The following is a 20234-nucleotide window of genomic DNA, read 5'->3' as shown; positions in this document are numbered from 1 at the left end:
CTGTTGGGCTGTGGATAACGTCATTCCGGGCGATCGTAGCCTTCAGCCAGGTGCTGGTCCTTGAGCTTGACGTAGTTGGCGGCGCTGTAAGGGAAGAAGGCGCGCTCCTTGTCGGTCAGCGGGCGTGCCTGCTTGACCGGGCTGCCAACATAGAGGAAGCCGCTTTCCAGGCGCTTGCCCGGGGGCACCAGGCTGCCTGCCCCGATGATCACCTCATCCTCGACCACCGCACCGTCCATGATCGTGCTGCCCATGCCCACCAGGATCCGGTTGCCAAGTGTGCAGCCGTGCAGCATGACCTTGTGGCCGATGGTCACGTCGTCGCCGATCAGCAGCGGGAAGCCGTCCGGGTTGAAGGGGCCGGCGTGGGTGATATGCAACACGCTGGCATCCTGCACGCTGGTGCGCGCACCGATGCGGATACGGTGCATGTCGCCACGAATCACGGTCAGTGGCCAGACAGAGCTGTCGTCGCCGATCTCGACATCACCCAGCACGACCGCCGAGCGGTCGACAAAGGCCCGTTCGCCCAGGCGTGGCGTGTGGTTCTGGAAACTGCGGATGGCCATGATCGTTTCCTTGTATGGCATGTATAACTTTGGATAGCTGCGGGGAGCGCTGATTGTAATTAAGATGGGCCTGTGTTTCTTCTGCCAAGGTGTTTAACCGTGAGTGCGAACAACCCGCTTCTGCAGTCCTACGACCTGCCGCCCTTCTCGGCGATCCGTGCCGAGCATGTGCTGCCGGCGATTGAACAGATCCTGGCCGACAACCGTAGTGCCATCGCCGCCATTCTGAAATCCCAGGGTGAGAACCCCACCTGGGAAGGCCTGGTCTTGGCCATGGATGAACTCAACGACCGTCTGGGCGCGGCCTGGAGCCCGGTCAGCCACCTCAATGCAGTGTGCAACAGTGCCGAACTGCGCGAGGCCTACGAGTCTTGCTTGCCCGCACTTAGCGCCTACGCCACCGAGCTTGGGCAGAACCGCGAGCTGTTCCAGGCTTATCAGGCCCTGGCCGCCAGCCCGGCGGCAGCACACTTCGATGTGGCGCAGAAAACCATCATCGAACACGCCCTGCGTGACTTCCGTCTGTCGGGTATCGACCTGCCTGCAGACAAGCAACAGCGTTATGCCGAGGTCCAGAGCAAGTTGTCGGAACTGGGCAGCCGGTTCTCCAACCAACTGTTGGACGCGACCCAGGCCTGGACCAAGCACGTTACTGACGAAGCGGCTCTGGCTGGCCTGACCGATTCGGCCAAGGCGCAAATGGCCGCAGCAGCCCAGGCCAAGGGCCTCGATGGTTGGCTGATCAGCCTGGAGTTCCCAAGCTATTACGCGGTGATGACCTACGCCCAGGATCGCTCCCTGCGTGAAGAAGTCTACGCCGCGTACTGCACCCGTGCGTCCGACCAAGGCCCGAATGCTGGCCAGTTCGACAATGGCCCGGTGATGAGCGAAATCCTCGATTTGCGTCAGGAGTTGGCCGGCCTGCTTGGTTTCGCCAACTTCGCCGAGTTGAGCCTGGCGACCAAGATGGCCGAGTCCAGCGATCAGGTGTTGAGTTTCCTGCGTGATCTGGCCAAACGCAGCAAGCCGTTCGCGGCTCAGGATCTGGCTCAGCTCAAGGCCTACGCGGCCGAGCAAGGGTGTGCCGATCTGCAGAGCTGGGACAGCGGTTACTTTGGCGAGAAGCTGCGTGAGCAGCGCTACAGCGTTTCCCAGGAAACCCTGCGTGCCTACTTCCCGATCGATAAGGTGCTGACCGGCCTGTTCGCCATCGTTCAGCGTTTGTACGGCATCGAAATTACCGAACTCAAAGGTTTCGACAGCTGGCACCCGGACGTGCGTCTTTTCGAAATCAAGGAGCACGGCCAGCACGTCGGGCGCTTCTTCTTCGACCTGTATGCACGCGCCAACAAGCGCGGTGGTGCCTGGATGGACGGCGCTCGCGACCGTCGGCGCACCGCGACGGGTGAGCTGCAGAACCCGGTCGCCAACCTGGTGTGCAACTTCACCCCGGCAGCGCCCGGCAAGCCAGCGCTGCTGACCCACGATGAAGTTACCACGCTGTTCCACGAGTTCGGCCACGGCCTGCACCACCTGCTGACGCGCATCGAGCATGCAGGTGTTTCCGGTATCAATGGTGTGGCGTGGGACGCGGTCGAGTTGCCGAGCCAGTTCATGGAAAACTGGTGCTGGGATCCTGAAAGCCTGGCGCTGATTTCCGGGCATTACGAAACCGGCGAAGCACTGCCCAAGGACCTGCTGGAGAAAATGCTGGCGGCGAAGAACTTCCAGTCCGGTCTGATGATGCTGCGCCAACTGGAGTTCTCGCTGTTCGACTTTGAACTGCATGCTCACCATGGCGATGGTCGCAGCGTGATGGACGTACTTGAAAGCATCCGTGACGAAGTCTCGGTCATGCGTCCTCCAGCGTATAACCGCTTCCCCAACAGCTTTGCGCATATCTTTGCTGGCGGCTATGCCGCCGGTTACTACAGCTACAAGTGGGCCGAAGTGCTCTCGGCGGACGCGTTTTCGCGTTTTGAAGAGGAAGGTGTACTGAACGCTGAAACCGGACGTGCTTTCCGTGAGGCGGTGCTGGCGCGCGGTGGTTCGCAGGAGCCGATGCTGCTGTTCGTCGACTTCCGTGGCCGTGAGCCGTCAATCGATGCACTCTTACGTCACAGTGGTCTGAGTGAGGATGTGGCGGCATGAGCGAAGCGCATGTGAATGTGAATGTAACGAAACGACGCTTTATCGCCGGTGCTGTTTGCCCGGCATGCAGTGAGCCGGACAAGTTGATGATGTGGAGCGAAGACAGCGTCCCACACCGTGAGTGTGTAGCCTGCGGTTTCACCGATACCCTCAATGAACAGGGCTTGTCGGTACCGAAGGAGCTCGGCACGCGGGTCAATCATGTCGAGCTCAAGCCGGCCAGGCCTGCGGTGCAGACGGTTCAGTTCTTTCCGAACCCGAAGCTGAAGAAGCCAGCCGAGTAATCGGCTCGGCAGTGCCAGGCGCCAGACGGCTCTGGTAATTGGTTATCGCCCTCTATACTGTATATAAAAACAGTATAGAGGGCGTTTTTATGTCCACTCCACTCCCCGTGCGTGGCCGCGGTACTGCGAGCAATCCGCACAACCGCTTCGCGCCGAACCGCTCGGTGGTCGAGGATGACGGCTGGTATCAGGAAGTCCCGCTCACGCAGGGTACTGAAGTCCGTATCGAAACAGCCAAGACCATCATCACTCGCAACAGCTCGCCAGACCTGCCCTTCGACCGCTCTATCAACCCTTACCGGGGCTGTGAACATGGTTGCATCTACTGCTATGCAAGGCCCAGTCATGCGTATTGGGACCTGTCGCCAGGGCTGGACTTCGAGACCAAGCTGATCGCCAAGACCAATGCGGCTGCTGTGCTGGAACAGCAACTCTCCAAGCCGGGTTACGTCTGTGCGCCGATCAACCTGGGTTCCAATACCGACCCCTATCAGCCGATCGAGCGCGAGCAGAAGCTGACCCGTCGCCTGCTGGAGGTGCTGTTGCGCTACCGCCATCCGGTCACGATAGTGACCAAGGGTTCGCTGATCCTGCGTGACCTGGACCTGTTGGCCGAGCTGGCCCAGCAGCGATTGGTGAGGGTAATGATCAGCCTCACCACGCTCGACGATGAGCTCAAGCGTGTTCTGGAACCCCGGGCGGCGGCACCGAAGGCCCGCTTGCGGGCCATTCGGGTCATGCGCGAGGCAGGTGTTCCGGTGGGCGTGCTGTGCTCGCCAATGATTCCGATGATCAATGACAGTGAGCTTGAACGGCTGCTGGAAGCGGCCAAGGGTGCGGGGGCCTTGAGCGCTGCGTACATGCTGTTGCGCTTGCCCTTGGAGGTCGCGCCGCTGTTCGAGCAGTGGCTGCACGACCACTACCCGCAACGGGCTGCCCATGTGCTCAGCCTGATTCGTCAGAGTCGAGGCGGTGACTTGTACGACAGCCGATTCGGTGCGCGGATGCGTGGTGAGGGGGTGTTTGCCGAACTGTTGGCGCAACGCTTCAGCACGGCGATCCGTCGTCTGGGGCTGAACCGGCGCGAAGGGCCTGGGCTGGATTGCAGCGCGTTTTGCCCCCCTGGGGGGCAATTGTCTTTGCTGTGAATGAGGCTTGCGGTTGTGATGGGTGAGTCAGTGACGTCATCTAATCGTCACGCTTTGCCTGAATCAATATCCCGTTAATATGGCATTAACGTTCAAACCGTCACAGAGGATAAATCATGCAAGACAAGGAACCCTCTCCGTCCGGCCCGGTGGTTGATGCCAACGATGCCGACGCGGCACTCAAGCATATCGTCGACGGCTTTCTGCGTTTTCATCATGAGGTCTTTCCGCAACAGGAAGAGCTGTTCAAGAAGCTCGCCACCGCGCAGAAACCACGAGCGATGTTCATCACCTGTGCAGACTCGCGGATTGTCCCTGAACTGATCACTCAGAGCTCGCCGGGCGACCTGTTCGTAACCCGTAATGTCGGTAACGTGGTGCCGCCCTACGGGCAAATGAACGGCGGTGTTTCCACCGCGATCGAATACGCTGTCATGGCGCTTGGTGTGCACCACATCATTGTCTGTGGCCACTCCGATTGTGGTGCGATGCGTGCGGTACTGAACCCGCAGAGCCTGGAGAAAATGCCGACCGTAAAGGCCTGGTTGCGCCATGCCGAGGTCGCCAGGACGGTTGTCGAGGACAACTGCCATTGCAGCACTGAGCATGAAAGCATGCAGGTGCTGACCAAGGAAAACGTGATTGCGCAATTGCAGCATTTGCGCACACATCCTTCGGTAGCCTCGCGCATGGCGGCCGGCCAGTTGTTCATCCATGGCTGGATTTACAACATCGAGACCAGCGAGATCAGTGCTTACGATGCTGAGCACGACGCGTTCCTGCCGTTGACCGTCGGGCAACCTATTCCCTGCGCGACGCCCAAGGGGCGTTTCTAGCTACGTGCGCCTGACCCTGCCGGCAAGTCCGGCAGCTCAGGCGTGTGTTCAGGCTGATTGGTCGAGGTCCAGGCCCACGCCCAATTGGCGAGACAGGCACGGCCAGCGCTTCCAGGCGGCACCGGTATCCGGGCTGCTGAGTTTCTCTCGGTAGGCTTCCACCGACTCCAGGGCGAAGCTTTCCTCATTGAGCAGGTTATCCACAGAGTGGTGTACCACTTCGTCCAATTGGTTGGCGAAGCTTTCGCCGATCAGTTGGTGGGCGATCAGGTTGGCGACCGTGGTGTCCAGCGGAATCAGTGGCTGCTGGAAGTGCTTGATGTACACGTCGTTCACTTCCTCGACCAGGCGATGGGCCAGGTAGGCTTCATCGAGCAGGCTGTCGAGGCCGACATGGCCCTCCAGGATCGTTGGCGGCGTGACGAAATACGCCTCGGCAATCATCAACACCGGTTTGATCTGCGATTCGATGCCCGCTTCACGAGCAACGTCGTGGGCGGCTTCCAATACCTCTGGCACCTGATCGATGTAGGCGCTGACGAAACGTGTCAGTACGCCCTGAGCATCCTGTTCCGGCAGTTGGATCGCCGGGTGCAGGTGTGGCAATTGCTGTGCGAGTTGCTGTTTCAGCTGGCCGGTTTCGGCTTCATGTTGATGGGCACGGGTGATCTGCTCGCGCAATGCGGCGATGTTCATGACAACTCCAGGGACAAAGGATTACAAACGGAAGACATAAGGTAGCTCGGTTCTGCGAGCGATTAAGACGCATTTTTCATAATCAGAGGACACTTATAGTCTGAGGTTATATTGACCTGCCAACACGCTGGTATTGGTCGTTGGTTGTGGACGACACGCCGATCATTTGCCCCTTGTGCTGAATTTTTCCTGTCGATTGCGCGGTCAGGGTCGCTGTCTATACTCCGGTTGAAAGTGATTGGCTGACGAGGCCCGACTGCATTGCAGCAGGGGCTCGGCCCCAAAGTGTGCAGTCTTGGCCGCCGTACCCTTAGCCGTAGGTCCATGCCTCCGGGATAACAAGAACGATAAGGGGAACCCGCAATGATGCGACATCCACATGTCTGGATGGGCCTCCTGTTGTGGTCGGTATTCGGTCAGGCACACGCCGCCTGGACTGTGAATATGGCGCCGGGTGCGACTGAGGTCAGCAACGCAGTCTTCGACCTGCACATGACCATCTTCTGGATCTGCGTGATCATCGGCCTGGTGGTCTTCGGCGCGATGTTCTGGTCGATGATCATCCACCGTCGTTCCACCGGGCAGGAGCCGGCTCATTTCCATGAGCACACCTGGGTGGAGATCCTCTGGACCGTCGTGCCCTTTCTGATTCTCGTGGCCATGGCCATTCCGGCCACGAAAACGCTGATCGATATCTACGATGCCAGTGAGTCAGACCTGGATGTTCAGGTCACCGGCTACCAGTGGAAATGGCATTACAAGTACCTGGGCCAGGATGTCGAGTTCTTCAGCAACCTGGCCACACCCGCCGATCAGATCCATAACAAGTCACCCAAGGACGAGCATTACCTGCTCGAAGTGGATCAGCCGCTGGTGCTGCCGGTCGACGCCAAGGTGCGCTTTCTGGTGACCGCAGCCGATGTCATTCACTCCTGGTGGATGCCGGCCTTCGCCGTGAAGCGTGATGCGATTCCGGGCTTCGTCAACGAGGCCTGGACCCGGGTCAAGAAGCCCGGAATCTACCGGGGCCAATGCACGGAGCTGTGTGGCAAGGACCATGGCTTCATGCCGATCGTGGTCGAGGTTAAGTCCAAGCCCGACTTCGATGCCTGGCTGGCCGAACGCAAGGCTGAGAGCGCCAAGCTTAAGGAGCTGACCAGTAAGGAATGGACGCTGCAGGAACTGGTGGAGCGCGGCGACAAGGTTTACCACACCACCTGCGTGGCCTGTCACCAGGCCGAGGGGCAAGGCCTGCCGCCGATGTTCCCGGCGCTCAAGGGCTCGAAAATCGCCACCGGGCCTAAGGAGGGGCACTTGAATATCGTGTTCCACGGCAAGCCCGGCACGGCGATGGCTGCGTTCGGCAAGCAGCTGTCGGAAGTGGATATTGCTGCGGTGGTGACCTACGAGCGCAACGCCTGGGGCAACAACAAGGGCGACATGGTCACACCCAAGGATGTACTGGCGCTCAAGCAGGCAGAAAGCCAATGAACCGGCCCTTCGTCGGAACTCGCGTTGGCCGCGTGGCCAGCCACGTACAGCGGATTGCAGGAGACAGGACATGAGTGCAGTGATCGACGACCACGGTCATGCCGGCGCTGACCACGCCCACGGCCCGGCCAAGGGCCTGATGCGCTGGGTGCTGACCACCAACCATAAAGACATCGGCACGATGTACCTGTGGTTCAGCTTCTGCGCATTCCTGTTGGGCGGCTCGTTTGCCATGGTGATCCGCGCCGAACTGTTCCAGCCGGGTCTGCAGATCGTCCAGCCGGAGTTCTTCAACCAGATGACCACCATGCACGGCCTGGTGATGGTCTTCGGTGCCGTGATGCCGGCCTTCGTCGGGTTGGCCAACTGGATGATTCCGCTGATGATCGGTGCGCCGGACATGGCGCTGCCGCGGATGAACAACTTCAGCTTCTGGCTGTTGCCCGCGGCCTTCCTGCTGCTGGTCTCGACCCTGTTCATGCCGGGTGGCGGACCGAACTTCGGTTGGACCTTCTACGCGCCGCTGTCGACCACCTATGCGCCGGAGAGTGTGACCTTCTTCATCTTCGCCATCCACCTGATGGGTATCAGCTCGATCATGGGGGCGATCAACGTTATCGCGACCATTCTCAACTTGCGCGCACCCGGCATGACCCTGATGAAAATGCCGTTGTTCGTCTGGACCTGGCTGATTACCGCGTTCTTGCTGATCGCGGTGATGCCAGTGCTGGCCGGGGTGGTGACCATGATGCTGATGGACATCCATTTTGGCACCAGCTTCTTCAGCGCCGCTGGCGGTGGCGATCCGGTGCTGTTCCAGCACGTGTTCTGGTTCTTCGGCCATCCCGAGGTGTACATCATGATCTTGCCGGCTTTCGGCGCGGTCAGTTCGATCATTCCGGCGTTTTCGCGCAAGCCGCTGTTTGGTTACACCTCGATGGTCTACGCCACCGGTGCGATTGCCTTCCTGTCCTTCATTGTCTGGGCGCACCACATGTTCGTGGTCGGTATTCCGGTGGTCGGCGAGCTGTTCTTCATGTACGCCACCATGTTGATAGCAGTGCCTACCGGGGTGAAGGTGTTCAACTGGGTGAGCACCATGTGGCAGGGCTCGCTGACCTTCGAGACGCCCATGCTGTTTGCCGTGGCCTTCGTGATTCTGTTCACCATCGGTGGTTTCTCCGGGCTGATGCTGGCCATCGCCCCGGCGGACTTCCAATACCACGACACGTACTTTGTGGTCGCGCATTTCCACTACGTGCTGGTGCCGGGGGCGATCTTCGGGATCTTCGCCTCGGCCTACTACTGGCTGCCGAAGTGGACCGGGCACATGTATGACGAGACGCTGGGCAAGCTGCACTTCTGGCTGTCGTTCATTGGCATGAACATGGCCTTCTTCCCGATGCATTTTGTTGGCCTGGCGGGCATGCCCCGGCGGATTCCGGACTACAACCTGCAGTTCGCCGACTTCAACATGATCTCCTCGATTGGTGCGTTCACCTTCGGCGCCACGCAGCTCTTCTTCCTGTTCATCGTCATCAAGTGCATTCGGGGCGGCAAACCGGCCCCGGCCAAACCCTGGGACGGAGCGGACGGCCTGGAGTGGACGATCCCTTCGCCTGCGCCTTACCACACGTTCGTGACCCCGCCGGAGGTCAAATGAACAGCGCTTTGGGCGGTTCAGGGAGCGAGCCATGAGCGGGCAACTCGCCATGCGGACACTGATCGTCCGGCTGATGCTGCTGGCGGTGGTGATGTTCGTCTTTGGTTTTGCCCTGGTGCCGATCTACGACGTCATGTGCAAGGCCTTCGGCATCAACGGCAAGACCGGCGGGCAGTACGAGGGCAGCCAGGTCAGTGATCCGAGCCGTACGGTGAAGGTGCAGTTCATGTCGACCAATGCCAGCGACATGGTCTGGGACTTCTACTCCAAGGCCGATCAGCTGGATGTGCATCCTGGCGCGGTGAACCAGATGATTTTCGTGGCCCGCAACCCCAGCAACCGGCCGATGACGGCCCAGGCGATTCCGAGTATTTCGCCGGCTGAGGCGGCGGCGTATTTCCACAAGACCGAATGCTTTTGTTTCAGCCAGCAGGTGTTGCAACCGGGTGAGCGCATCGAAATGCCGGTGCGGTTCATTGTTGACCGTGACCTGCCCAAGGATGTGAAGCACCTGACACTGGCGTACACGCTGTTCGATATCACCGCTCGTCAGCCGCCGGTGGCTCAGGTGGCCGGCCAGGCTTACCAGGGCGCTCGATAAGGAGAACACCCCATGGCTTCACATCAGCACTACTACGTACCGGCGCAGAGCAAGTGGCCGATCATTGCCACGATCGGGATGTTGATCACTGTGTTCGGCCTGGGTACCTGGTTCAACGACATGAAGGCTGGTCGTCCCGATTCCCATGGGCCGCTGATCTTCTTCGTCGGGGCGCTGTTTCTGGCTTACATGTTGTTTGGCTGGTTCGGTTCGGTGGTCAGGGAAAGTCGAGCGGGGCTATACAGCCCACAACTGGATCGCTCATTCCGCTGGGGAATGTCCTGGTTCATCTTCTCTGAAGTGATGTTTTTCCTCGCCTTCTTCGGCGCATTGTTCTACGTGCGCACGCTGGCCGGGCCATGGTTGGGCGGTGATGGTGCCAAGGGCGTGACACACATGCTGTGGCCAAACTTCGAGTTTGCCTGGCCGCTGTTGCAGACCCCTGATCCGAAATTGTTTCCGCCGCCCAGGGAGGTCATCGACCCTTGGCATCTGCCGCTGATCAACACCATCTTGCTGGTCAGCTCGAGTGTCACTGTCACCATCGCTCACCACGCGTTGAGGAAGGACCATCGTGGACCGCTCAAACTGTGGCTTGGCCTGACCATCCTGTTGGGGATCTCTTTCCTGATACTGCAGGCCTACGAGTATCACGAGGCCTACACCGAGCTCGGTTTGACACTGGGGTCGGGGATCTACGGCGCAACCTTTTTTATGCTCACCGGTTTCCATGGTGCCCACGTGACACTGGGCACGGTGATCCTGCTGGTGATGTTCATCCGCATCCTGCGTGGGCACTTCAATGCCGACAAGCACTTCGGGTTCGAGGCCGCCAGCTGGTACTGGCACTTCGTCGATGTGGTCTGGGTGGGTCTGTTTATCTTCGTGTACGTGCTTTAGTCGGGCTTACCAAGGGGCGTGGGAAACCAGTTGGCCGCTGTAGAGGCCCCATGTGATGAGTAGCAGGGTGGCGGCGGCCAGGCTCACCCGAATGGTGAGTGCTTTGAGCAGGCGGGTCGAGTGTCCTTCGTCCTTGACCAGAAAGACCAGGCCGCTGAACAGGCTGGCGATGGTCGCCAGCAGCATCAGGACAATCGCGGCTTTTAGCATGGCGAAACTCCGGGGGGATGCGATGACTTTCAGTATAGCGACTGACCGTGGGGTGGCCGGGTGAAGCCGTTCCGGCCCGGTCTACTGCCGACCCTGGTAGTGCTTTTGCTACTGCCCGGTCTGGTGGCGCTTGGCTGTTGGCAATTGAGCCGTGCCGAGCAGAAGCGTCAGTTGCTGGCCACGTATGCCGAGCGCCGCAGCGCCGATCCGGTGGCCGCTGCGCAGTTGCCGCTGATTGAGGATGCAGCCTATCGGCGGGTCAGGCTCTATGGCCGTTTCGACGCGCAGTACAGCCTGTTGCTGGATAACCGGATGCGTGATGGCCGCCCGGGCGTCGAGGTGCTGCAACCGTTCCATGACCAGCCCAGTGGGCTGTGGCTGCTGGTCAACCGTGGCTGGTTGCCGTGGCCTGATCGACGTACGCCCGTGTCCTTCAGCACGCCGGATCAACCCTTGAGTCTGGAGGCTTGGGTCTATGTGTCGCCCGGTGCGGCATTTCAACTGCAGGTCGATCCACAGGGCGGTGCCTGGCCGCATTTGGTGACCGCCGTAGACGCCACGCAGTTCTGGTCACAACTGCAACGCGAAGGTTTTGCCCACGAATTACGCCTTGAGCCTGGTCCTGCAGCCTTCAGGCTGGACTGGCCGGTGGTTGTCATGGGCCCGGAAAAACACCTGGGCTACGCCGTGCAGTGGTTTGCCCTGGCGCTGGCCTTGATCGCGCTCTACCTCTACTTCGGCTGGCATAACAACAAGGAGAAACGCCATGGGGACCGTCATGAATCCATCCAGCACCTCTGACCTCAAGGCTCCGCAAGGGCGTGGTCGTGGTCGGTTGCAACTGCTGTTGATCCTGTTGCTGACGATCGGGCCGATGATTCTCGCCACCGGCATGTACAAGTATCAGTTCTGGGTGCCCGACAGCCGTATCTACCACGGGGAGCTGATCGGCAATGGTCAGAGCCGCGCCGACCTTGGCGTGCAGGCTGACGAGCAACGCTGGCAGCTATTGGTCAGCGCGCCGAATGATTGCGCCATGGACTGCCAGCAACTGGTCTATCTAGCCCGGCAGATTCAAATTGGCCTGGGGCGCGATGCCAGCCGCGCAAGCCATGCCTTGGCCGTCGGACAAGCGTTGGCATCGGACTATCAGGCCACGCTTGCACGTGAATACCCGCAACTGCAGCGCTACCCGCTGGACCTTGCTCAGTATGGCCGGATGAGCCAGGGCAAACCGGACGCTCAACTGTGGATTATCGATCCTCACGGCAACCTGGTGCTGCGTTACGACGCCAGGGCCAACGGCAAGGACGTACTCAACGACCTGCGCCAGTTGTTGAAGCTTTCTAACATTGGTTAGGAGATGGTCATGGCCAGACCCGGTTATCGCCTTGCAGTGTTTGCTACGTTGTTGGCACTGGTGGTCATCTTGCTCGGTGCCTATACCCGCCTGACCCATGCCGGGCTTGGCTGCCCTGACTGGCCGGGCTGTTACGGTTTCCTCAGCGTGCCGAAGACCGAAGCGCAGTTGGCGCATGCCGAGCTGCATTATCCCGATGTGCCGGTGGAGGCCCATAAGGGCTGGAACGAAATGATCCACCGCTATTTTGCCGGGACCCTGGCGCTGGTGATTTCGATGCTTGCTGTGCAGGCGATCCGTCGTCATGGGCGCGATGGCCAGCCTTTCAAACTGCCCTTGGTGCTGCTGGGGGTGGTGGTGGCACAGGCGGCGTTTGGCATGTGGACCGTCACCCTCAAATTGTGGCCGCAGGTCGTGACGGCGCATCTGCTGGGCGGTTTCACCACCCTTGGCCTGTTGTTTCTGTTGAGCCTGCGCCTGTCACACGCGTTTGCCCCGCTACCGCTTTTGCCCGTGCGTTTACGCCGTCTTGCGGCCTTGTCGTTAGTGATGGTGATAGGCCAGATTGCCCTGGGTGGCTGGGTCAGTGCCAACTATGCGGCCATGGCCTGTATCGATGTGCCTACCTGTCATGGCCAGTGGTGGCCGACGGCCGACTTCGCCAATGGTTTCCACCTGACCCAGCATATCGGTCCGAATTACCTGGGTGGGCAGTTGGACAGCGATGCGCGTACGGCCATCCATATCACTCACCGCCTCGGCGCCTTGTTGGTGACCGGTACCCTGCTGGCACTGGCCTGGCAATTGCGCCGGTTTGGCCTCACGCGGTTGGCGGCTCTGGTACTGGCGGTGCTGGCGGTACAGATCAGCCTGGGTATCAGTAACGTGCTGCTCCACCTGCCATTGGCCGTGGCCGTGGCCCATAACGCCGGGGGGGCAGCCCTGCTTCTGACCCTGGTTCTGGTCAACTACTGCACCCGCCGTGTGGCTCAACCGAAAGTGCGTCGTGTGGGCCGCGAATGGCGACTGCGTCCTCTCAGTGCCGGGGGCGTTGTGCACTATCTGGGGGATAATCCATGGCAACGCTTCTGACTGAGGGTCGTAGCCAGGCAGGTTGGCGTGACTACCTTGAGTTGACCAAACCCAAGGTTGTGCTGCTGATGCTGATCACCTCGCTGGTCGGCATGTTCCTGGCCACCCGGGCAGGCGTACCGTGGACGGTGCTGATCTTTGGCAATCTCGGAATTGCGTTTTGTGCGGGTGCAGCGGCAGCGGTCAATCATGTACTGGACCGGCGCATTGATGCATTGATGGCCCGCACCCATAAACGTCCGCTGGTTGCGGGACGCGTGGCGCCTACCGCCGCACTGGCATTTGCCCTCTTGCTCGGCGTGCTGGGCATGGTCCTGCTGTTGACCTTTACCAATGCCCTCACCGCTTGGCTCACCCTGGCCTCATTGTTGGGGTATGCCGTGATCTATACCGGCTTTCTGAAGCGCGCAACACCGCAGAACATTGTTATCGGCGGCCTGGCCGGTGCGGCGCCACCGTTGCTGGGCTGGGTGGCCGTCAGTGGGCACCTCAGTGCTGAGCCCCTGCTGCTGGTACTGATCATCTTCGCCTGGACCCCGCCGCATTTCTGGGCCTTGGCCATTCACCGCAAGCACGAGTACGCCTTGGCAGATATTCCCATGCTGCCCGTGACCCATGGCGAGCACTACACCAAGGTTCACATCGTGCTCTACACCTTGATGCTACTGGCGGTCAGCCTGCTGCCCTATGCCATCCATATGAGTGGGCCGCTCTATCTCGGTTGTGCCCTGCTGTTGGGCGCGCGCTTCCTGCAGTGGGCGTGGGTGTTGTACCGTGGCAGTCGGCCGCACGCGGCGATCAAGACCTTCAAGTACTCTATCTACTACTTGTTCCTGTTGTTCATCGCGCTGCTTGTAGACCATTACCTACTGTTGAACCTATGACCCGAACCCAGAAAACAGTCTTTATCCTCGTTGCCCTGGTTGCCATCGTACTGGGGCTTACCATCAACAAAGTGATCACCACCAAAGGCCAGGCCAACCCCGCCGAGCTGATTGATGCCGGGATCATTCTGTTGCCGCAAAGTCGCAGTGTGCCTGCGCTGGAAATGACCGACCAGAATGGCCAGCCTGTGACGATGGACCAGTTGAAAGGCAAATGGTCATTGCTGTTCTTCGGCTACACCTTCTGCCCGGACGTTTGCCCGACCACCTTGGCGCAACTGCGTCAGGTAAAGAGCGAATTGCCAAAAGAAGCGGCCGAGCGCTTGCAGGTGGTTCTGGTCAGTGTTGATCCGAACCGCGACACGCCAACTCAGCTCAAGCAGTACCTGGGGTACTTCGATACGGAGTTTCGTGGCGTGACAGGCTCATTGGAGACGACCCAGAAGCTGGCCAATGCGCTGAGCATTCCGTTCATTCCGGCCGACACCAGCAAGCCGAACTACACGGTTGACCACAGCGGCAACCTGGCCCTGCTGGGGCCGGACGGGAAGCAACGTGGTTTCATTCGCGCGCCCTTCAACAACCAGAAACTGATTGTCCAGTTGCCGGGGTTGGTCAAGCGTGATTGAGGGGGGATGTGCTGGAGCCGGTCAAACCGGCTCCAGCAGGTAGGACTTAGAACGCTGGAACGACAGCGCCTTTGTACTTATCAAGGATGAACTGCTTCACCGCTGGGCTATGCAGTGCGCCAACCAGTTTCTTCATGGCGTCGGAGTCCTTGTTGTCCGGGCGGGCAACCAGAATGTTGACGTAAGGCGAGTCGCTGCCTTCGATGATCAGCGCATCCTTGGCTGGGTCCAGCTTGGCTTCCAGCGCGTAGTTGGTGTTGATCAGCGCCAGGTCGACCTGGGTCAGGACGCGCGGCAGGGTCGCGGCTTCCAGTTCGCGGATCTTCAGGCCTTTCGGGTTCTCGGCGATGTCTTTCGGCGTGGACAGGATGTTCTTGGCATCCTTGAGCTTGATCAGGCCCGCTTTCTCCAGCAGCAGCAATGCACGGCCGCCGTTAGTGGCGTCGTTAGGGATCACCACGTTGGCGCCCGACGGGATCTCGTCCAGCTTCTTGTACTTGCTCGAGTAGGCGCCCAGTGGCTCTAGGTGCACGCCGGCAACGCTGACCAGGTTGGTGCCCTTGCCCTTGTTGAATTCATCCAGGTACGGCTGATGCTGGAAGAAGTTGGCGTCCAGACGCTTCTCGGCAACCTGTACGTTAGGCTGGATGTAGTCGGTGAAGACCTTCACTTTCAGGTCCACGCCGTCTTTGGCCAGGCTCGGTTTGACGAACTCAAGGATCTCGGCGTGCGGCACGGCGGTCGCAGCGACGGTCAGGGTTTCGGCCGCCTGGGCGGAGAAGGCCGCAACGGCGGCGACAACAGCAAGCAGTTTTTTCATTCATCACTCCTTGTGAGGGCCGTTACGGCCCCCGGGTGTCGGCATGGCCGACCCATGGGGTTATTTACGGGAAAAATGCACAACCAGTTTGTCGCCGACGCTCTGCAGTACTTGAACCAGTACCAGCAACAGGACCACGGTGACCACCATGACATCAGTCTGGAACCGCTGATAGCCAAAGCGGATAGCCAGGTCACCCAGCCCACCAGCGCCGACGACGCCGGCCATGGCGGTGTACGACACCAGGGTGATGGCGGTGACGGTGATTGCCGCGAAAATACCTGGCCGAGCTTCTGGCAGCAGCGCGTTGACGATGATCTGTCGCGTGGTGGCACCCATGGCTTGCGTGGCTTCGATAATGCCCCGGTCGACTTCACGCAAGGCGGTTTCCACCAGGCGCGCGAAGAACGGTGTGGCTCCGACCACCAGCGGTGGAATGGCCCCGGCGACGCCCAGCGAGGTGCCGGTAATCAGTACGGTGATCGGGATCATCACGATCAGCAGAATGATGAACGGCAGCGAACGCAGGATGTTGACGATCAGCGACAACAGCGCATACACGCGCTTTTCTTCAAACAGCTGGCGCGGGCCGCAGAGAAACAGCAGCACGCCCAGCGGCAGGCCGAGCAGCACGGTGAAGAACAGCGAACCGCCGAGCATGATCATGGTGTCGACGGTGGCCAACCAGATTTCACTCCAGTCGACGTTGGCAAAGAAATTCAGGGCGTCCATTAACGCAGTACCTCCATATGAACGTCAGCCGCGTGGAAGCGGGCAAACGCCGCGTCCATATCACCACCGGTGATGGCCAGGGTCAGTTGCCCATAGGGAGTGTCCTTGATGCGGTCGATGCGTCCGGCCAGGATGCTGTAGTCCACCCCGGTTTCACGGGCGACGGTACCCAGCAGCGGCGCATAGGTGGCATCGCCCTGGAAAGTCAATCGCACGATCCGGCCCGGTACATGGGCAAAGTCGTCGCGCTGTTCGTTTTCGTCGATCTGTTCGTCTTCTTGAACGAATCGCTTTGTGGTCGGGTGCTTGGGGTGCAGGAACACGTCTGCCACCGGGCCATGCTCGACGATCTGCCCGGCGTCCATCACGGCCACCTGATCGCAGACGCGACGGATTACATCCATTTCATGGGTAATCAGGACGATGGTCAGGTTCAGCTCACGGTTGATCTCGGCCAGCAGTTGCAGCACCGAGGCGGTGGTCTGCGGGTCAAGGGCACTGGTGGCTTCGTCGCACAGCAGGATCTTCGGCTTGGTCGCCAGGGCGCGGGCAATGCCAACGCGCTGCTTTTGCCCGCCAGACAGTTGCGCCGGGTATTTCCTGGCGTGTTCGCTCAGGCCGACACGGGCCAGCAGCTCGCTGACGCGGGTGTCGATTTCACTGCGCGACAGCTCACCGGCCAAGGTCAATGGCAGGGCAACGTTGTCAGCAACCGTCTTGGACGCCAGCAGGTTGAAGTGCTGGAAGATCATCCCGACCTGTTGCCGGAAGCGGCGCAGCTCGTTGGCATTGAACGCGGTGACATCTTCACCGTCGACGATGATTTTCCCGCCGCTAGGGGCTTCCAGGCGGTTGATCAGGCGCAGCAAGGTACTTTTGCCTGCACCGGAATGGCCGATCAGGCCGAATACCTGCCCGTTCTCGACTCGCAGGTCGGTCGAATGCAGGGCGGGGATATCCTTACCGGCAACGCGGTAGGTTTTATGGACGTTTTGAAACTCGATCACGTAGCGAACCTTGTGGGGCGCATGAATTAGGGTCAGCGGATGGCCGGGCGCGCATTTTAGCCTGTTCACATAGAGGTTCTTAGCATTTATTTCGTAAACAACCAACGATACGGGAATAACGCGATCAGTGGTCAGTTGAGCGAAATGCTTGCCAAGACGGTCCGTGAGCCTGGGCGGGCCCGGAGCCGGCCGGGATACCCGAGGGGCGGCCCGGCAGCTGGTCTTAGGGGCGGCGCGGTGTCAGTACGACCTGGGCCGGCTGATTGCGGTGTATCTCATGGCGCTGCTGCAGCGCGAAGTCAGGTGCAAGCTTGTGCACGCGTTTGCTGAGCAGGGTGGCAAGCCATGGATAGTCCTGCTTGCGCGGTACCTGAAACAGCACGTCGCAGTCATAGTTGACGGTATCGCTGGCAATATCATCGAGTTGGCGGCGAAGTTCGCTCATCTTGCCAATCTTCAGGGCGATGACCGTGCTGGCCGCAGACGGGTCGATGAGCTTGGCCGCAGGGCGTGCTTCTGCGGCCTTGAGGGCGGCTTCGGCCTTGTCGAGCTCAGCTCTTCGCGCCTGGGTAATGGCACCGTTGACGCCGCCGGTCAGGGCTGGCGCCTTGGGCATCAGCGCACGGGCGCGGCTAAGGGCTGTGGCGGCAGCATTCACATCACCTTTCTGCAGGACGATCTGGCTGCGTTGCAGGTAGGCTTCGGCCAGTTGCCGCTGATATTGCTCCAGGCGACTGTCGCCCGGTGCTTGAGTTTGTAGCGCTGCGAGTTGATCTTCGGCGGTGGCCAGTTCGCTGCTGGCGATGCTTTGTTCCAGCTGCTGCCAGGCATCTGGCGCCGCAGGCACGGCGGTGCTCTGCGCCGGGTTGCTTGAGCATGCGGCCAAGGCCAGGGAAAACGCGGCAAGGAGCAGATAACGGGAGGCGAACGGCTTCATTCCTGCGACTCTCTATTTGCGCAAAAAACGAGCAAGTCTACACCCAGCTCGCTGACTCGAAAATAACTCTTCAGAGTGTATGCGCGATTAAAATGTCGCAGGGTGCAACCTCTGTGGTTGTACCCTGCGCGACTGCGCCGCCGTTCAGCGCCGGGGAAGCGCCAGGCTAATCAAGAATAGCACTGCAGCGCAGACCACGATTGACGGCCCGGCCGGCGTGTCCTTGAACCAGGACAGGGCGAGCCCGCTGCATACTGCCACCACGCCTAGCAGGCTGGCACCCAGGGCCATCTGCTCGGGTGAGCGGGCGTGACGCTGGGCAGCGGCTGCCGGGATGATCAGCAGTGATGTGATCAACAGCACGCCGACGATCTTCATGGCCACGGCAATGACTACCGCGATCAGCAGCATCAGGGCCAGGCGCAACGCGGCCACCGGCAAGCCTTCGACCATGGCCAGCTCCTCGTGGACGGTCACGGCCAGCAAGGGCCGCCACAGGGCCACGATCAGCAGCAAGGCCACGCTGCTGCCGCCGAGTATCCAGGCAAGATCGCCCGGGCTGATCGCCAGCAGATCACCGAACAGGTAGGCCATCAGGTCGATTCGCACATCGTGCATGAAGCTGAGCACGACCAGGCCAAGGGACAGGGTGCTGGGTGCGAGAATCCCCAACAGGGTGTCGGACGCTAGCGGCTGGCGCTGTTGCAGGGTGACCAGCAGCAACGCCAACAGCAGACAACCCACCGTCACCGCCAGGGCGGGGCTGATGTCGAGTACGAAGCCCAGCGCCACACCCAGCAGTGCTGCGTGGGACAGCGTGTCGCCAAAGTAGGCCATGCGCCGCCAGACCACGAACGATCCCAAGGGGCCTGCAACCAGCGCCAGCGCCAAACCTGCAAGCAGGGCGTAGAGCAGAAAATCAGCCATGCTTGCAGTGGTCTCCGTGTACATGACCGGCTTTGGCCGGGGCAACCACGGAACCGTGCAGGTCGTGGGCGTGGTCGTGGTGATGGTGGTAGATCGCCAGGCTTGGCGCGTTGTTGCCGAACAGCTCGACAAAGGCCGGGTCGCCGCTGACTTGCTCGGGATGCCCGGAGCAGCAGACATGTCGGTTCAGGCAGACAACCTGATCGGTGGTGCTCATTACCAGGTGCAGGTCATGGGAGACCATCAGTACACCGCAACCGTGGCGGTCGCGCAGCCGGGTGATCAGGCTGTACAGCTCGGCCTGGCCCGCCACGTCGACGCCCTGTACCGGTTCATCGAGCACCAGCAGCTCGGGCTCGCGCAGCAGCGCCCGGGCCAGCAGCACGCGCTGCATTTCACCGCCGGAAATGCCCTGGACAGGGCTGTCGATCACCTGCTCGGCACCCACTTCCTTGAGGGCTGCCAAGGCTGTATTGCGGTCTACGCCGGGCACCAGGCGCAGAAACCGTAGAACCGAAAGCGGCAAGGTCGCATCGACGTGCAGCTTCTGTGGCATGTAGCCAATACGCAGTTTGGGTTTGCGCCAGACTTTGCCGCTATCGGGCTTGAGCAGCCCGAGCACCGCGCGTACGAGGGTCGTTTTGCCTGCGCCGTTGGGGCCGATCAGGGTGACGATCTGGCCAGGCTCGACACTGAGGTCGATGTTGTCGAGTACCGACTGGCTAGCGAAGCCGACGCTCACCTGCTCCAGGCGAATCAGGGCGTTGCTCATCACGCGCTCCGGCAACTGGCGCAGAGCCCAACCACTTCGACGGTCTGCGTTTCAACTGTGAAACCGACGTCCTTGGCGCTGGCAACGATGGCATCGCTGATCGACGACTGTTCCAGTTCGAGCGCGACATGGCATTCGCGGCAAATCAGGAACTGCCCTTGATGGACATGCTCTGGATGGCTGCAGCCCATGAAGGCATTGAGCGACGCAATTCGGTGAACCAGGCCGTTTTCCAGGAGGAAATCCAGTGCCCGGTACACCGTCGGTGGCGCGGCGCGGCGACCGTCTTGCTCACTCAGCACGGCCAGGATGTCGTAGGCGCCCAAGGGTTTATGGCTCTGCCAGACCAACTCCAGCACGCGTCGACGCAAGGCGGTCAGGCGCAGGCCCTGGCGGACACACAGCGCGTCGGCCTCGGCCAGGGCGCTGTGGACGCAGTGGGAGTGGTCGTGGGGGCGATTGGCCAGCGGTGTAGTAGGCATGAGCAGCGACGGTTCTTGTGAGAGACGTTATTATGTTACCTGT

The 20234-nt window shown here is 60.5% G+C and carries 23 protein-coding genes; 13 read left to right on the top strand and 10 right to left on the bottom strand.

The genetic code is table 11. The features are described from left to right. Positions 1 to 20: 20 nt before the first annotated feature. Positions 21 to 569: a gamma carbonic anhydrase family protein gene (locus CYD26_RS15210; protein WP_065759086.1), complete on the bottom strand. Its 549-nt coding sequence runs from the start codon at positions 567 to 569 to the stop codon at positions 21 to 23. A gap of 99 nt (positions 570 to 668) precedes the next feature. On the opposite strand from CYD26_RS15210, the gene prlC reads away from it, so the two are divergent. The 4 genes from prlC to CYD26_RS15190 all read left to right on the top strand — a co-directional run bounded on the left by prlC (position 669) and on the right by CYD26_RS15190 (position 4988). Beyond that, a complete protein-coding gene (gene prlC, locus CYD26_RS15205; protein ID WP_102052996.1) occupies positions 669 to 2720 on the top strand; it encodes an oligopeptidase A in 2052 nt (683 codons plus the stop codon). After that, entirely contained in the window at positions 2717 to 3004 is a 288-nt protein-coding gene (locus tag CYD26_RS15200) for a YheV family putative zinc ribbon protein (protein ID WP_065759084.1), read from the top strand. Before prlC ends, CYD26_RS15200 begins: the two co-directional genes overlap by 4 nt. 89 nt (positions 3005 to 3093) lie before the next feature. Continuing rightward, on the top strand, positions 3094 to 4152 hold the full coding sequence (locus CYD26_RS15195) for a PA0069 family radical SAM protein (RefSeq protein ID WP_102052995.1): 1059 nt from the start codon (positions 3094 to 3096) through the stop codon (positions 4150 to 4152). 116 nt (positions 4153 to 4268) lie between these two features. Then, the gene (locus CYD26_RS15190; RefSeq protein ID WP_065759082.1) at positions 4269 to 4988 is read left to right on the top strand and encodes a carbonic anhydrase; all 720 of its coding nucleotides are present in this window, start codon (positions 4269 to 4271) and stop codon (positions 4986 to 4988) included. Positions 4989 to 5036: 48 nt separating this feature from the next. Here CYD26_RS15190 and CYD26_RS15185 read toward each other — a convergent pair whose 3' ends face one another. Then, positions 5037 to 5684, bottom strand: coding sequence for a hypothetical protein (locus CYD26_RS15185; RefSeq protein ID WP_065759081.1), 648 nt, complete (start codon positions 5682 to 5684; stop codon positions 5037 to 5039). 363 nt (positions 5685 to 6047) lie between these two features. Between CYD26_RS15185 and coxB the strand changes: the two genes are divergently transcribed. From coxB to CYD26_RS15165, 4 genes are all read left to right on the top strand, one after another. Continuing rightward, complete coding sequence (gene coxB / locus CYD26_RS15180) at positions 6048 to 7175, top strand: cytochrome c oxidase subunit II (protein ID WP_065759080.1); 1128 nt, start codon at positions 6048 to 6050, stop codon at positions 7173 to 7175. Positions 7176 to 7245: 70 nt separating this feature from the next. Continuing rightward, positions 7246 to 8838, top strand: a complete 1593-nt coding sequence (gene ctaD, locus CYD26_RS15175) for a cytochrome c oxidase subunit I (protein ID WP_065759079.1) — start codon at positions 7246 to 7248, stop codon at positions 8836 to 8838. Between the two features lie 31 nt (positions 8839 to 8869). Continuing rightward, positions 8870 to 9439 (top strand): cytochrome c oxidase assembly protein, encoded by a 570-nt coding sequence (locus CYD26_RS15170; protein ID WP_065759078.1) that lies wholly within the window; start codon positions 8870 to 8872, stop codon positions 9437 to 9439. A 12-nt stretch (positions 9440 to 9451) separates the two neighbouring features. Further along, positions 9452 to 10339 carry a cytochrome c oxidase subunit 3 gene (locus CYD26_RS15165; protein ID WP_065759077.1) on the top strand — a complete coding sequence of 296 codons (888 nt, stop codon included), beginning with the start codon at positions 9452 to 9454 and terminating at the stop codon, positions 10337 to 10339. 6 nt (positions 10340 to 10345) lie between these two features. Here CYD26_RS15165 and CYD26_RS15160 read toward each other — a convergent pair whose 3' ends face one another. Next, positions 10346 to 10549, bottom strand: a complete 204-nt coding sequence (locus CYD26_RS15160) for a twin transmembrane helix small protein (protein ID WP_065759076.1) — start codon at positions 10547 to 10549, stop codon at positions 10346 to 10348. 60 nt (positions 10550 to 10609) lie between these two features. Between CYD26_RS15160 and CYD26_RS15155 the strand changes: the two genes are divergently transcribed. The 5 genes from CYD26_RS15155 to CYD26_RS15135 are packed head-to-tail and all read left to right on the top strand — an operon-like array spanning position 10610 to position 14514. Next, the gene (locus CYD26_RS15155; RefSeq protein WP_102052994.1) at positions 10610 to 11350 is read left to right on the top strand and encodes an SURF1 family protein; all 741 of its coding nucleotides are present in this window, start codon (positions 10610 to 10612) and stop codon (positions 11348 to 11350) included. Next, entirely contained in the window at positions 11316 to 11909 is a 594-nt protein-coding gene (locus CYD26_RS15150; RefSeq protein WP_102052993.1) for a hypothetical protein, read from the top strand. Before CYD26_RS15155 ends, CYD26_RS15150 begins: the two co-directional genes overlap by 35 nt. A 9-nt stretch (positions 11910 to 11918) precedes the next feature. Beyond that, a complete protein-coding gene (locus tag CYD26_RS15145; protein ID WP_102052992.1) occupies positions 11919 to 13001 on the top strand; it encodes a heme A synthase in 1083 nt (360 codons plus the stop codon). Then, positions 12986 to 13885 carry a heme o synthase gene (cyoE, locus tag CYD26_RS15140; RefSeq protein WP_065759072.1) on the top strand — a complete coding sequence of 300 codons (900 nt, stop codon included), beginning with the start codon at positions 12986 to 12988 and terminating at the stop codon, positions 13883 to 13885. Before CYD26_RS15145 ends, cyoE begins: the two co-directional genes overlap by 16 nt. Continuing rightward, positions 13882 to 14514, top strand: a complete 633-nt coding sequence (locus tag CYD26_RS15135; protein WP_102052991.1) for an SCO family protein — start codon at positions 13882 to 13884, stop codon at positions 14512 to 14514. The genes cyoE and CYD26_RS15135 overlap by 4 nt, the downstream gene beginning before the upstream one ends. A gap of 46 nt (positions 14515 to 14560) precedes the next feature. Here CYD26_RS15135 and CYD26_RS15130 read toward each other — a convergent pair whose 3' ends face one another. The 7 genes from CYD26_RS15130 to zur form a co-directional block, all read right to left on the bottom strand. Next, complete coding sequence (locus CYD26_RS15130) at positions 14561 to 15334, bottom strand: MetQ/NlpA family ABC transporter substrate-binding protein (RefSeq protein ID WP_102052990.1); 774 nt, start codon at positions 15332 to 15334, stop codon at positions 14561 to 14563. A 60-nt stretch (positions 15335 to 15394) separates the two neighbouring features. Continuing rightward, complete coding sequence (locus CYD26_RS15125; RefSeq protein ID WP_099773241.1) at positions 15395 to 16066, bottom strand: methionine ABC transporter permease; 672 nt, start codon at positions 16064 to 16066, stop codon at positions 15395 to 15397. After that, entirely contained in the window at positions 16066 to 17073 is a 1008-nt protein-coding gene (locus CYD26_RS15120; protein WP_065759068.1) for a methionine ABC transporter ATP-binding protein, read from the bottom strand. The genes CYD26_RS15125 and CYD26_RS15120 overlap by 1 nt, the downstream gene beginning before the upstream one ends. Before the next feature lie 223 nt (positions 17074 to 17296). After that, positions 17297 to 18010, bottom strand: coding sequence for a PA5502 family lipoprotein (locus CYD26_RS15115; RefSeq protein ID WP_065759067.1), 714 nt, complete (start codon positions 18008 to 18010; stop codon positions 17297 to 17299). A 144-nt stretch (positions 18011 to 18154) separates the two neighbouring features. Next, positions 18155 to 18937: a zinc ABC transporter permease subunit ZnuB gene (znuB, locus tag CYD26_RS15110; RefSeq protein ID WP_065759066.1), complete on the bottom strand. Its 783-nt coding sequence runs from the start codon at positions 18935 to 18937 to the stop codon at positions 18155 to 18157. After that, positions 18930 to 19709, bottom strand: a complete 780-nt coding sequence (gene znuC / locus CYD26_RS15105) for a zinc ABC transporter ATP-binding protein ZnuC (RefSeq protein ID WP_102052989.1) — start codon at positions 19707 to 19709, stop codon at positions 18930 to 18932. Before znuC ends, znuB begins: the two co-directional genes overlap by 8 nt. Continuing rightward, positions 19709 to 20191: a zinc uptake transcriptional repressor Zur gene (gene zur / locus CYD26_RS15100; RefSeq protein WP_102052988.1), complete on the bottom strand. Its 483-nt coding sequence runs from the start codon at positions 20189 to 20191 to the stop codon at positions 19709 to 19711. The genes znuC and zur overlap by 1 nt, the downstream gene beginning before the upstream one ends. Positions 20192 to 20234 lie beyond the last annotated feature (43 nt).

The sequence above is a fragment of the Pseudomonas sp. FFUP_PS_473 genome, assembly GCF_002858665.1.
In the GTDB taxonomy this organism is placed as follows: Bacteria; Pseudomonadota; Gammaproteobacteria; order Pseudomonadales; family Pseudomonadaceae; genus Aquipseudomonas; species Aquipseudomonas defluvii.
Note: the sequence above shows the minus strand (reverse complement) of the source record. Positions and strands in the feature narration are given on the sequence as shown.

What these genes read in the sequence shown, in the direction of transcription:
- CYD26_RS15185 (WP_065759081.1), bottom strand. Translation starts at nt 5,684, where the DNA reads ATGAACATCGCCGCATTGCGCGAGCAGATCACCCGTGCCCATCAACAT.
- CYD26_RS15200 (WP_065759084.1), top strand. Translation starts at nt 2,717, where the DNA reads ATGAGCGAAGCGCATGTGAATGTGAATGTAACGAAACGACGCTTTATC.
- CYD26_RS15115 (WP_065759067.1), bottom strand. Translation starts at nt 18,010, where the DNA reads ATGAAGCCGTTCGCCTCCCGTTATCTGCTCCTTGCCGCGTTTTCCCTG.
- CYD26_RS15135 (WP_102052991.1), top strand. Translation starts at nt 13,882, where the DNA reads ATGACCCGAACCCAGAAAACAGTCTTTATCCTCGTTGCCCTGGTTGCC.
- CYD26_RS15160 (WP_065759076.1), bottom strand. Translation starts at nt 10,549, where the DNA reads ATGCTAAAAGCCGCGATTGTCCTGATGCTGCTGGCGACCATCGCCAGC.
- CYD26_RS15170 (WP_065759078.1), top strand. Translation starts at nt 8,870, where the DNA reads ATGAGCGGGCAACTCGCCATGCGGACACTGATCGTCCGGCTGATGCTG.
- znuB (WP_065759066.1), bottom strand. Translation starts at nt 18,937, where the DNA reads ATGGCTGATTTTCTGCTCTACGCCCTGCTTGCAGGTTTGGCGCTGGCG.
- CYD26_RS15165 (WP_065759077.1), top strand. Translation starts at nt 9,452, where the DNA reads ATGGCTTCACATCAGCACTACTACGTACCGGCGCAGAGCAAGTGGCCG.
- CYD26_RS15130 (WP_102052990.1), bottom strand. Translation starts at nt 15,334, where the DNA reads ATGAAAAAACTGCTTGCTGTTGTCGCCGCCGTTGCGGCCTTCTCCGCC.
- CYD26_RS15150 (WP_102052993.1), top strand. Translation starts at nt 11,316, where the DNA reads ATGGGGACCGTCATGAATCCATCCAGCACCTCTGACCTCAAGGCTCCG.
- znuC (WP_102052989.1), bottom strand. Translation starts at nt 19,709, where the DNA reads ATGAGCAACGCCCTGATTCGCCTGGAGCAGGTGAGCGTCGGCTTCGCT.
- CYD26_RS15145 (WP_102052992.1), top strand. Translation starts at nt 11,919, where the DNA reads ATGGCCAGACCCGGTTATCGCCTTGCAGTGTTTGCTACGTTGTTGGCA.
- CYD26_RS15195 (WP_102052995.1), top strand. Translation starts at nt 3,094, where the DNA reads ATGTCCACTCCACTCCCCGTGCGTGGCCGCGGTACTGCGAGCAATCCG.
- zur (WP_102052988.1), bottom strand. Translation starts at nt 20,191, where the DNA reads ATGCCTACTACACCGCTGGCCAATCGCCCCCACGACCACTCCCACTGC.
- ctaD (WP_065759079.1), top strand. Translation starts at nt 7,246, where the DNA reads ATGAGTGCAGTGATCGACGACCACGGTCATGCCGGCGCTGACCACGCC.
- cyoE (WP_065759072.1), top strand. Translation starts at nt 12,986, where the DNA reads ATGGCAACGCTTCTGACTGAGGGTCGTAGCCAGGCAGGTTGGCGTGAC.
- CYD26_RS15210 (WP_065759086.1), bottom strand. Translation starts at nt 569, where the DNA reads ATGGCCATCCGCAGTTTCCAGAACCACACGCCACGCCTGGGCGAACGG.
- coxB (WP_065759080.1), top strand. Translation starts at nt 6,048, where the DNA reads ATGATGCGACATCCACATGTCTGGATGGGCCTCCTGTTGTGGTCGGTA.
- CYD26_RS15125 (WP_099773241.1), bottom strand. Translation starts at nt 16,066, where the DNA reads ATGGACGCCCTGAATTTCTTTGCCAACGTCGACTGGAGTGAAATCTGG.
- CYD26_RS15190 (WP_065759082.1), top strand. Translation starts at nt 4,269, where the DNA reads ATGCAAGACAAGGAACCCTCTCCGTCCGGCCCGGTGGTTGATGCCAAC.